The 12,861-nt window shown below is 42.2% G+C and carries 9 protein-coding genes and 1 other annotated feature (1 of these 10 cut by a window edge); all 9 genes read right to left on the bottom strand.

Features of this window, described 5'->3' with window-relative positions; genetic code table 11:
• Positions 1-104 precede the first annotated feature (104 nt).
• Positions 105-2,183 (bottom strand): elongation factor G, encoded by a 2,079-nt coding sequence (fusA, locus tag E2L03_RS06210; protein ID WP_038475780.1) that lies wholly within the window; start codon positions 2,181-2,183, stop codon positions 105-107.
• 38 nt (positions 2,184-2,221) lie between these two features.
• A complete protein-coding gene (gene rpsG / locus E2L03_RS06205) occupies positions 2,222-2,692 on the bottom strand; it encodes a 30S ribosomal protein S7 (RefSeq protein ID WP_035395639.1) in 471 nt (156 codons plus the stop codon).
• Between the two features lie 38 nt (positions 2,693-2,730).
• Positions 2,731-3,150 carry a 30S ribosomal protein S12 gene (gene rpsL, locus E2L03_RS06200; RefSeq protein WP_035395638.1) on the bottom strand — a complete coding sequence of 140 codons (420 nt, stop codon included), beginning with the start codon at positions 3,148-3,150 and terminating at the stop codon, positions 2,731-2,733.
• Positions 3,151-3,248: 98 nt separating this feature from the next.
• A complete protein-coding gene (locus E2L03_RS06195; RefSeq protein WP_035395636.1) occupies positions 3,249-3,497 on the bottom strand; it encodes a 50S ribosomal protein L7ae-like protein in 249 nt (82 codons plus the stop codon).
• Between the two features lie 97 nt (positions 3,498-3,594).
• Positions 3,595-7,215, bottom strand: coding sequence for a DNA-directed RNA polymerase subunit beta' (rpoC, locus tag E2L03_RS06190; RefSeq protein WP_134258731.1), 3,621 nt, complete (start codon positions 7,213-7,215; stop codon positions 3,595-3,597).
• Between the two features lie 111 nt (positions 7,216-7,326).
• Complete coding sequence (rpoB, locus tag E2L03_RS06185) at positions 7,327-10,869, bottom strand: DNA-directed RNA polymerase subunit beta (protein ID WP_038475775.1); 3,543 nt, start codon at positions 10,867-10,869, stop codon at positions 7,327-7,329.
• Between the two features lie 309 nt (positions 10,870-11,178).
• Complete coding sequence (locus E2L03_RS06180) at positions 11,179-11,793, bottom strand: class I SAM-dependent methyltransferase (protein WP_055736636.1); 615 nt, start codon at positions 11,791-11,793, stop codon at positions 11,179-11,181.
• 79 nt (positions 11,794-11,872) lie between these two features.
• Positions 11,873-12,232, bottom strand: a complete 360-nt coding sequence (gene rplL, locus E2L03_RS06175; protein WP_035395635.1) for a 50S ribosomal protein L7/L12 — start codon at positions 12,230-12,232, stop codon at positions 11,873-11,875.
• Positions 12,233-12,278: 46 nt separating this feature from the next.
• Entirely contained in the window at positions 12,279-12,779 is a 501-nt protein-coding gene (rplJ, locus tag E2L03_RS06170) for a 50S ribosomal protein L10 (protein WP_038475770.1), read from the bottom strand.
• A 35-nt stretch (positions 12,780-12,814) separates the two neighbouring features.
• Positions 12,815-12,861, bottom strand: a sequence feature (ribosomal protein L10 leader region) (it continues 89 nt past the right edge of the window).

Raw genomic sequence — 12,861 nt, 5'->3', positions numbered from 1 at the left:
CCTTAAATACAGTTAATTTTTTTATTCATAAGAAAGGTAGCTGACAAGCAGCCAGTTTCCTCCCTAGCTTACAACAATTTGTTACTCAAAACAACGCGGAAGACTTATGCTCCAGTTTGTTTTTTAATGATCTCTTCAGAAACACTCTTAGGTACTTCTTCATAGTGGTCAAAGAACATAGAATACGTTCCACGGCCTTGTGTACGAGAACGAAGGCTAGTTGCATAACCAAACATTTCAGCAAGTGGAACAAACGCTTTAACTGTTTGTGAGTTACCACGAGCTTCCATACCTTCAACACGTCCACGACGAGCTGTAATGTCACCCATAATATCGCCCATGTACTCTTCAGGGATTACAACTTCAACCTTCATTAGAGGCTCAAGTAATACCGGAGCACATTTTGATTTAGCATTTTTAAGTGCCATTGAAGCGGCAATCTTAAAGGCCATCTCAGATGAATCGACATCATGGTAAGAACCATCATACAGTTTCGCTTTAATATCAATTACTGGGAATCCAGCAACCATACCGTTATCAAGTGCTTCTTCAATACCTTGTTGAACGGAACCAATGTATTCACGAGGAACTGCTCCCCCAACAATCGCATTTTCGAATTCAAAGCCAGCGCCTTCTTCGTTAGGAGAGAACTCAACCCAAACGTGTCCGAACTGACCGCGTCCACCAGACTGACGAACGAATTTACCTTCGACTTGTGCTGTTTGACGAATTGTTTCACGGTATGAAACTTGTGGTGCACCAACGTTTGCTTCTACTTTGAATTCACGCTTCATACGATCAACGATGATGTCTAAGTGAAGTTCACCCATACCACCGATGATGGTTTGACCCGTTTCTTCATCTGTATGCGTTTTGAACGTTGGATCCTCTTCTGCAAGCTTCGCAAGCGCAATACCCATTTTATCTTGGTCTGCTTTTGACTTAGGCTCTACAGATAAGTGAATAACTGGTTCAGGGAACTGCATGGACTCTAAGATTACAAGGTTCTTTTCATCACATAAAGTATCCCCAGTTGTTGTATCCTTTAAACCAACTGCAGCAGCGATATCACCAGAGTAAACCGTTGAGATTTCCTCACGAGAGTTCGCGTGCATTTGAAGAATACGACCTACACGTTCACGCTTGTCTTTTGTCGCATTACGCACATAAGAACCAGAGTTAAGTGTACCAGAGTAAACACGGAAGAATGTAAGTTTTCCTACGAAAGGATCTGTCATTACTTTAAAAGCAAGTGCAGCAAACGGTTGATCATCACCAGGCTCACGAGTTACTTCTTCTTCGCTGTCAGGAACATGACCACGAATAGCCGCAACATCGAGAGGAGATGGCAAGTAAGCAAGTACTGCATCAAGTAAAGCTTGAACCCCTTTGTTTTTGAAAGCAGAACCACAAATAACAGGGTAGAAGTCAACATTACAAGTACCTTGGCGGATAGCAGCAACAAGCTCTTCGTTTGTTGGCTCTTCACCTTCAAGATACTTCATCATAAGCTCTTCATCTAGTTCAGCAACTGCTTCAACTAGTGATTCGCGCATTTTTGTTGCTTGCTCTTCATATTCAGAAGGAATATCTGTTACTTCCCATTCTTGTCCAAGGTCATCTTTTGAGATGTGGGCTTTCATTTCAATTAAGTCAATGAAACCCGAGAACTCATCTTCAGCACCGATTGGAAGTTGAATTGGGTGAGCGTTCGCTTGTAAACGATCACGTAATGTTCCAACAGAATACATGAAATCTGCACCAGTCTTATCCATTTTGTTAACGAATACGATACGTGGTACACCATACGTTGTTGCTTGACGCCAAACAGTCTCTGTTTGCGGTTCAACACCTGATTGTGCATCTAATACCGCAACTGCCCCATCAAGTACACGTAATGAACGTTCAACTTCTACTGTAAAATCTACGTGTCCAGGCGTATCAATGATATTGATACGGTGGTCTTTCCATTGAGCTGTTGTCGCAGCAGATGTGATTGTAATACCACGCTCTTGCTCTTGCGCCATCCAGTCCATTTGAGAAGCACCTTCGTGTGTTTCACCAATTTTGTGTACACGACCTGTATAGTAAAGAATACGTTCAGTTGCCGTCGTTTTACCGGCATCGATGTGAGCCATGATGCCGATATTACGCGTATCTTTTAAGGAGAATTCTCTTGCCATAATAACGTTCTCCTTTCAAAATAAATGTTATTTTAATCCTACCAGCGGTAGTGAGCAAATGCTTTATTTGCTTCTGCCATTTTATGCATATCTTCACGTTTCTTAACTGCAGAACCAGTGTTGTTTGCTGCATCAAGAATTTCGTTAGCAAGACGCTCTTCCATTGTCTTTTCGCCACGAAGACGTGAATAGTTTACTAACCAGCGTAAACCTAAAGTCGTACGACGATCAGGTCTTACTTCCACTGGTACTTGATAGTTTGAACCACCAACACGGCGAGCTCTAACTTCAAGAACTGGCATAATGTTCTTCAATGCTTGATCGAAAACTTCCATTGCATCGTTTCCGCTACGCTCTTTTACAAGATCGAAAGCATTATATAAAATCGTTTGAGCAGTTCCGCGCTTCCCGTCAACCATGATGCGGTTGATGAGGCGGGTTACAAGCTTAGAATTATACATTGGATCAGGTAATACATCACGACGTGGTACTGGACCTTTACGAGGCATGAGTCCCCCTCCTTTCACCGATTATCCTTTTTAGTTTATTACTTTTTCTCTTTTGGCTTCTTAGTTCCATATTTAGAACGACCTTGCATACGGTTTTGAACACCTGCAGTATCAAGTGCACCACGAACGATGTGGTAACGTACTCCTGGTAAGTCTTTTACACGACCTCCACGGATAAGTACAACACTGTGCTCTTGCAAGTTGTGTCCAATTCCTGGGATGTATGCAGTAACCTCAATTGAGTTCGTCAAACGTACACGAGCATATTTACGAAGAGCCGAGTTCGGTTTCTTCGGTGTCATAGTACCAACACGCGTGCAAACACCACGTTTTTGTGGAGAAGATACATTTGTTTGAGCTTTTTTGAAGCTATTGTATCCTTTGTTAAGTGCAGGTGAGTCAGACTTTTTCACTTTGTCTACGCGACCTTTGCGAATTAACTGATTAATAGTAGGCATTTTTTGTTTCCTCCCTTCTTTATTTCTAAGACCACTGATCCAGGTGGTTCATGTTTAGGCAAAAGAATAGGTTGTTTTGAACAATCAAAACAAACTCTCTATTTCCTTAACGCTACAGTGGCTGCACCGACTTCAATTCCACACGCTTTTCCAAGCAATTTCATTGAATCGACATACACAACCGCAACATCTGTATCTATAGCAGCATTGACAACCTCTTGCGTTATCCGCTGATCAGCGTCGTTTGCCACGTACAGCTCTTTGACTATACGAGCATGCAGTGCTTTTAGTGTCTGTTTTCTTCCGATTACCGGATCTTTTGCCTGTTCTACTTTTTCATAAGACATAGTCAAACCTCCAAAGCAGCAGACTGTCAGGCACACTTTGATATAGTATCACCGCAAGATAGGCTGTGTCAACAGCCTATCCGGTGATTTTAACAATTTATTCTTGAACGAGTACTTCCTCTGCTACAACTTCTTCGGTTTTTTCTGCTTTTTCATCATGAGCAGAATGGATACCAAGATTCTTATAACGATTTAACCCCGTTCCTGCTGGTACCAACTTACCAATGATAACATTCTCTTTAAGTCCGAGAAGCTCATCACGTTTTCCTTTAATTGCAGCATCTGTTAAGACACGAGTTGTTTCTTGGAACGACGCTGCTGATAAGAAGGAATCCGTCTCAAGCGACGCTTTTGTAATTCCAAGTAAGACCGGACGACCTGTTGCTGGGCGCTCGTTACTTACAAGGACTTTACTATTTGCGTCGTTAAACTTCTGAATCTCAATGAGAGAACCTGGTAAGACGCCTGTATCCCCTGCATCAACTACACGGATCTTACGAAGCATTTGGCGAACCATAACCTCAACGTGCTTATCGCCAATTTCTACCCCTTGTAGACGGTATACTTTTTGAACTTCACGTAAGAGATACTCTTGAACGCCACCCATACCAGTAACCTTAAGCAATTCTTTTGGATCAATTGAACCTTCTGTTAGTGTTTGACCAGCAACAACTTTATCACCAGGGACCACTTTCAGACGGGAACCATAAGGAATTGCATAATTTTTTGTTTCTAGTGCGTTTTGAATCGTTACCTCTCGCTTATCACCGTCTTTAACGTCGATTACATCGCCATCAATTTCAGTAATCGTTGCTTGACCTTTAGGGTTACGCGCTTCAAACAACTCTTGGATACGCGGTAGACCTTGTGTAATATCGTCCCCTGCTACACCACCTGTATGGAATGTACGCATCGTAAGCTGTGTTCCTGGCTCACCGATGGATTGGGCAGCAATGATACCAACTGCTTCTCCAACTTCAACATCGCTTCCTGTTGCAAGGTTGCGGCCATAACAAGCTTTACATACACCGTGACGGGTATTACATGTAAAGACAGAACGAATCGTTACTGCTTCAACACCAGCATCAACAATCTGTTTCGAAATGTCTTCAGTCATTAATTCACCGCGACGAATAAGAACTTCTTCCGTTTCTGGATGATGAACGGTTTTAAACGCCACACGTCCAACAAGACGATCATATAGATTCTCGATTGTTTCAGTGCCTTCTTTAATCGCTGCTACTTCAAGACCGCGATCGGTGCCACAGTCATTCTCACGAACGATAACGTCTTGGGCAACATCAACAAGTCGACGTGTTAAATAACCTGAGTCAGCCGTTTTAAGTGCGGTATCGGCAAGACCTTTACGAGCTCCGTGTGTAGAGATAAAGTACTCTAGTACCGTTAACCCTTCACGGAAACTTGATTTGATCGGTAATTCAATAATTCGACCAGATGGATTCGCCATTAGTCCACGCATACCAGCAAGCTGCGTAAAGTTTGATGCGTTACCACGGGCTCCAGAGTCACTCATCATAAAGATTGGGTTACGTTCATCAAGGGTACCCATCAACTTACTTTGAATAACGTCTTTCGCTTCACTCCAGATAGAGATAACACGGTCATAACGCTCTTCTTCTGTAATCAAACCACGACGGAACTGCTTCGTAATACGTTCAACTTTCGTATCAGCTTCTTCAAGAATTTCCTTTTTCTCAGATAGTACGACGATATCAGATACACCAACGGTAATACCCGCTTTTGTCGAATACGTGAAACCAAGGTCCTTCATGCGGTCAAGCATCTTAGACGTTTCTGTAATCTTGAACTTCTTGAAGACTTCAGAGATAACATTACCAAGGAATCCTTTTTTGAACGGCGCAACGATAGAGCGATTCTTAAATTCTTCCTTAATATTTGTATCACTTGAAACGAGATATTTCTCTGGCGTTTCTACTTCAAGGTTTGTATTTGTCGGCTCATTTATATAAGGAAATGAATCCGGCATAATTTCATTGAAGAGTAACTTCCCTACAGTTGTAAGTAAAAGCAAGTCTTGCTGCTCTTCTTTAAAAGTAGGCTTGTTAAGTGATGAAACAGGAACAGCAACCCTTGTATGAAGGTGGACGTAGCCGTTTTGATACGCAATAATCGCTTCGTTCGTATCTTTAAATACTGCACCCTCTCCACGAGCCTCTGCATTCTCCATTGTTAAATAGTAGTTACCAAGGACCATATCCTGTGAAGGTGTTACAACTGGCTTACCATCCTTAGGATTTAAGATGTTTTGCGCAGCTAACATTAAGATACGCGCTTCCGCTTGTGCTTCAGCAGAAAGTGGTACGTGTACCGCCATTTGGTCACCATCAAAGTCAGCATTATAAGCTGTACATACAAGAGGGTGAAGCTTAATTGCGCGGCCTTCAACTAAAATTGGTTCGAAAGCTTGAATTCCTAAACGGTGAAGTGTCGGTGCACGGTTTAGAAGTACCGGATGTTCACGAATAACTTCTTCTAGCACATCCCAGACTTCTGGTTGAACACGTTCTACTTTTCTCTTCGCACTCTTAATGTTATGAGCTAACCCTTTAGAAACTAGTTCTTTCATAACAAATGGCTTAAAGAGTTCAAGCGCCATTTCTTTCGGTAATCCACACTGATACATCTTCAAGTTCGGACCAACAACGATAACCGAACGACCTGAGTAGTCAACACGTTTACCTAGTAAGTTTTGACGGAAACGACCTTGTTTTCCTTTTAGCATATGAGACAGTGATTTTAATGGACGGTTACCAGGACCTGTAACAGGACGACCACGACGACCATTGTCAATCAGTGCATCGACAGCTTCTTGAAGCATACGCTTCTCATTTTGTACGATAATATTAGGAGCACCTAAATCTAATAGACGTTTTAAACGGTTATTCCGGTTAATCACACGGCGATAAAGGTCATTCAGATCAGAAGTAGCAAAACGACCACCATCTAACTGAACCATCGGACGTAGTTCTGGCGGGATAACAGGTAGAACATCAAGCACCATCCAAGACGGCTCGTTCCCTGAATTACGGAATGCTTCCAATACTTCCAAACGTTTAATCGCACGTGTACGTCTTTGACCTTGTGCTGTTTCTAATTCTTCTTTTAACGCATTTACTTCTTTAGGTAAATCAATATCAGCTAAAAGTTTACGGATCGCTTCTGCACCCATTGACGCGGTGAACGTACGACCGTATTTATCATAATAAGCGCGGTATTCTTTTTCAGAGAGAAGTTGTTTCTTCTCAAGTGGTGTATCACCTGGATCTGTTACCACGTACGATGCGAAATAAATGACTTCCTCTAAAGAACGAGGAGACATGTCTAAAACAAGCCCCATTCGACTTGGGATTCCTTTGAAATACCAAATATGAGATACAGGAGCAGCTAATTCGATATGCCCCATGCGTTCACGGCGTACTTTCGCCCGTGTAACTTCAACACCACAACGGTCACAAACGACACCTTTATAACGAACGCGTTTATATTTTCCACAATGACATTCCCAGTCTTTTTGCGGTCCAAAGATACGCTCACAAAAAAGACCGTCTTTTTCCGGCTTTAATGTACGGTAGTTAATTGTCTCAGGTTTCTTTACTTCACCACGAGACCAAGAACGAATCTTATTTGGCGATGCCAAACCAATTTTCATGTATTCAAAGTTATTTACATCGATCAAGGGGCCAACCTCCCTTATGATTTCCACTACTGTGGAGTCCCTTTTATAGGTGGAACGTTCCACCCTCTATAAATGGATGAGGGAAGGAGGATCACTCCTCCCTCCTCACTATTAAGCTTGTGATTCGTTTGTTTCTAATTGGAGATTTAGCTTTTCAGATGTTTGTTCATCTTCATCGTCTAATTCTCTCATTTCTATTTCTTCTTCATTACTTGAAAGCATCTTAACGTCCATACCAAGGGACTGAAGCTCTTTGATTAATACTTTGAACGATTCAGGAACGCCAGGTTCAGGAACATTCTCACCTTTAACAATCGCTTCATACGTTTTCACACGTCCTACAACATCATCTGATTTCACCGTTAAAATCTCTTGTAGTGTGTAAGCAGCACCGTAGGCTTCAAGTGCCCATACTTCCATCTCTCCGAAACGCTGTCCACCGAACTGAGCTTTACCACCTAGTGGTTGTTGTGTAACAAGAGAGTAAGGACCTGTTGAACGTGCGTGAAGCTTATCATCAACCATGTGCGCAAGTTTAATCATATACATGATTCCTACAGAAACACGGTTGTCAAACGGCTCACCTGTGCGTCCGTCATAAAGGATTGTTTTACCGTCACGAGCCATACCCGCTTCATCGAGGGTTCCCCAAACATCTTCTTCACGAGCGCCATCAAATACTGGTGATGCAACGTGAATGCCAAGTTTACGAGCTGCCATTCCTAAATGAAGCTCAAGCACTTGTCCGATGTTCATTCGTGATGGTACCCCTAATGGGTTTAACATGATATCAATTGGTGTTCCGTCTGGAAGATACGGCATATCCTCTTCTGGTAGGATACGTGAGATTACACCTTTGTTACCGTGACGTCCGGCCATTTTATCACCTTGGTTAATCTTACGCTTCTGTACGATATAAACTCGTACAAGCTGATTCACACCAGGTGGTAACTCATCGCCATCTTCACGATTAAAGATCTTCACATCCAACACGATACCGTCTCCACCGTGTGGTGCACGTAATGAAGTATCACGAACTTCACGGGCTTTCTCACCAAAGATGGCATGTAAAAGACGCTCTTCAGCCGTTAGTTCTGTAACCCCTTTTGGAGTAACCTTTCCAACAAGAATATCGCCATCTTTTACTTCTGCACCAACACGGATGATTCCACGTTCGTCAAGGTTGCGTAGTGCATCTTCACCGACGTTTGGAATGTCTCTTGTAATTTCTTCAGGTCCAAGCTTTGTATCACGAGCATCACTTTCATACTCTTCTATATGAACAGATGTATACACGTCATCTTTAACAAGACGCTCACTTAAAATAATAGCATCCTCATAGTTGTAACCTTCCCATGTCATAAAGCCAACAAGTACGTTACGACCAAGAGCCATTTCGCCTTGTTCCATAGAAGGACCATCTGCAAGAATCTCACGTTTTTCAACAACGTCACCTTCACGAACGATTGGACGCTGGTTGTAGCTTGTTCCTTGGTTCGAGCGGATAAACTTTTGTAGGCGATATTTATCAAGATCCCCTTTTACTTGTTTACCATCTACTTCTTCTATACGGCGTACCCAAATTTCTTTTGCCGTAACGCGCTCTACTTCACCAGGGTATTTCGACACAACTGCAGCACCAGAATCTTTCGCAGACATATGCTCCATCCCTGTACCAACAAGTGGTGCTTCAGGTACAAGCAACGGAACAGCTTGACGCTGCATATTGGCTCCCATAAGGGCACGGTTGGAGTCATCATTCTCTAAGAAAGGAATACACGACGTAGCCGCAGATACAACTTGTTTCGGCGATACATCCATATAATCAATTCTTTCGAAAGGAACAACGGTGTTTTCACCACGGAAACGAGCGATAATGTTCTCATCCATGAAGGAACCATCATCATTTAATTTCGCATTCGCTTGAGCGACTACATAATTATCTTCTTCATCTGCCGTTAAGTAATCAATACGAGCTGTTACTTTACCTGTCTCAGGGTCCACACGACGATACGGTGTCTCCATAAAACCAAACTCATTTACTTTTGCATAAGAAGATAGGGAGTTAATTAGACCAATGTTTGGACCCTCTGGTGTTTCAATTGGACACATACGACCATAGTGAGAGTAATGAACATCTCGCACTTCCATACCAGCACGTTCACGGGTTAAACCACCTGGTCCGAGTGCAGAAAGACGACGCTTATGCGTTAACTCGGCAAGAGGATTTGTTTGGTCCATGAACTGAGAAAGCTGAGAGCTACCAAAGAACTCTTTAATAGATGCAATAACAGGGCGAATGTTAATAAGTGCCTGTGGCGTAATGACATTCGGGTCTTGAATTGACATACGTTCACGAACCACACGCTCCATACGAGAAAGACCAATACGGAACTGGTTTTGTAGAAGTTCCCCTACAGAACGCAAACGACGGTTACCAAGGTGATCAATATCATCCGTGTCACCTACACCATGTAACAAGTTAAAGAAGTAGCTGATAGATGCAATGATGTCAGAAGGAGCAATGTGCTTCACATCGCGATCAACCATTCCATTACCAATAACGGAAATCGTTCTTTCTTCATCAAGGTCATCTGCAGCTTGAATGCGAATAGACTGAATGTCTACATCCGATTCTTCTAATACTCCACCAGACGTACGAGCTGTACGGAAACCAACATTTTTCTCTAAATGAGGGATCAACTTATCCAATGTACGACGGTCCAGTAACGTACCTTCTTCTGCAAGTACTTCACCTGTTTCAGGATCAACAAGCTTTTCGGCTAAACGTTGATTAAACAGGCGATTTTTTATGTGAAGCTTTTTATTAATCTTGTAACGTCCAACATTCGCTAAATCATAGCGCTTTGGATCAAAGAAACGAGATTCTAATAAGCTCTTTGCATTTTCAACGGTTGGCGGCTCTCCTGGACGTAGGCGCTCGTAAATTTCTAATAGCGCTTTATCCGTTGAATCTGTATTATCTTTTTCAAGGGTCGCACGCAAGTACTCATTTTCACCTAAAAGGTCAATGATTTCTTGATCAGAACCAAAACCTAGCGCACGCAGTAATACCGATACAGGAATCTTTCTTGTACGGTCGATACGAACATAAACGATGTCTTTAGCATCTGTTTCAAGCTCAAGCCACGCACCGCGATTCGGAATAACGGTAGCTGTAAACCCTTTTTTACCGTTTTTATCAAGTTTTTGGCTGTAGTACACACTCGGTGAACGAACAAGCTGAGATACAATAACACGTTCAGCTCCATTAATGACAAACGTGCCTGTCTCCGTCATAAGAGGAAAATCTCCCATGAACACTTCTTGCTCTTTTACTTCACCTGTTTCTTTGTTGATTAAACGTACTTTTACTCTAAGTGGAGCAGCGTACGTTACATCACGTTCTTTTGACTCATCAACTGGGTATTTAGGTTCGCCCAAGCTGTAGTCAATAAATTCCAAGACTAGATTACCTGTAAAGTCTTGGATTGGAGAAATATCTTGAAACATTTCTCTTAAACCCTCATCAAGAAACCATTGATAGGAAGCTGTTTGAATTTCAATTAAGTTTGGCAGATCCAGCACTTCATTAATTCGCGCATAGCTTCTTCGCTGGCGGTGACGTCCATACTGAATTAGTTGACCTGTCAACTGATTCACCCCTTAAATCTCGCGTTTTAGTATCTAAACTTACAACTGTTTGCCCCTCATAAAATGATAGTCAAACAGATTGATCCTAATGCCTTACATGATCCAACATAAAAATGTTAGACTATACAAAACGAACAAAAAGCTTTATAGTATGAAAATCAGAAACATTTTTCATATACTCTATACGCATTGCACTAGCATAACCAAAAATGAACCGTTTCAATCATTGAGCGTTCTCTCATGAATTTGGAAACGGCATTTTAGGCAGTTATACGCATTAAATAATAATAGCATAGAGAAAAAAACAAGTCAATTTTTTCTTGCAAAAAAGATAAAATACCCCTTATCCTTTGCCTTCACTTCAACTGACTCTTCTCCAAACAAAACTTCTAACTTTTTTTTCGTTGATGGCGCCCCTTGCTTCTTTTGAATGACAACCCATAACTCTCCTCCTGGAAGCAACCTTTCATAAGCATCTTCATAGATTTCATGAACAGTCTCTTTCCCAGCTCGGATAGGCGGATTCGTCACCACCGAAGCAAATACGTCCGAATCTCGTAAGTCCTTTACACCATTCTCATACCAACGGATATCAGAATTAGCCACACCATTAACCGTTGCATTTTTTTCTGCAAGTGTGGATGCACGCTCATTGACATCAATCATGACAACAGAGCGATCTTGACATTCTTTCGCAAGCGCTAATCCTATTGGACCATACCCGCAACCGACATCAAGAATACCTCCATCAATTTCTGGTGCTTGAAAGGTTTCAATCAGGAGCCTACTACCGAAGTCGACTTCTCCTTTTGAGAAAACTCCCCTATCGGTTGTAAACGAAAAATCATGCCCTCTCAACGTATAACGCCACGTTCGCTCATTGCTTTTAGCGTTTGGTGAATGGGAATAATAATGATCACTCAACAGAATCCCTCCTTTACTTTATGGGAAAAGAAGGTCCGTGGAAACGTTCCACGGACCTTCTTTCTATTGTTAAGCGAAATTACTTAACTTCTACGCTAGCGCCAGCTTCTTCAAGCTTGCCTTTCATTTCTTCAGCGTCTTCTTTAGATACGCCTTCTTTGATTGGAGCTGGAGCACCATCAACTAGTGCTTTCGCTTCTTTAAGTCCAAGACCAGTGATTTCACGAACCACTTTGATTACGCCGATTTTAGATGAACCAGCAGATTCTAGAACTACATCAAATTCAGTTTGCTCAGCTGCTGCTTCTCCGCCACCTGCTGCTACTGCTACTGGAGCTGCTGCTGTTACACCAAACTCCTCTTCGATTGCTTTTACAAGGTCATTTAGCTCAAGAACTGTCATTTCTTTGATCGCTTCAATGATTTGATCTTTACTCATTGTAAATCCTCCTAATTCGATATCTGTTATAGTTTAGGCGGTTAACTTACGCGCCTTGTTCTTCTTTTTGTTCTGCAACTGCTTTTGTAGCAAGCGCGAACTGACGTACTGGTGCTTGAAGCACGTTTGCAAGCATTGAAAGTAAACCGTCACGAGATGGAAGCTCAGCTAATGCTTTCACATCTGCCGCTGTTGCAACTTCACCTTCGATTACACCTGTTTTAATTTCAAGCGCTTCGTTCTTCTTAGCAAATTCATTAAGAACTTTAGCTGGAGCGATAACATCTTCTCCACCAAATGCAATTGCAGTTGGTCCAACAAGGTGCTCATCAAGTCCAGAAAGGCCTGTCTCAGCTGTAGCACGACGTACAAGCGTGTTTTTGTAAACTTTATACTCAACACCCGCTTCACGTAGTTGCTTACGAAGCTCTGTTACTTGCGCAACATTAAGACCACGATAGTCAACAACAATTGTTGACTTGCTGTCTTTTAGCTTTGAAGCAATCTCAGCTACAACTTGTTGTTTTTGCTCGATAATACTGCTCATAGTTACACCTCCTGTAAAACGAATTGCATACCGCCCGGCTCATATAGAAAGCCCTCGCGTTCGACACACGAGGGCAATTCAC

It is taken from the genome of Shouchella oshimensis, from assembly GCF_004375095.1.
Classification (GTDB): domain Bacteria; phylum Bacillota; class Bacilli; order Bacillales; family Bacillaceae_D; genus Shouchella; species Shouchella oshimensis.
Note: the sequence above shows the minus strand (reverse complement) of the source record. Positions and strands in the feature narration are given on the sequence as shown.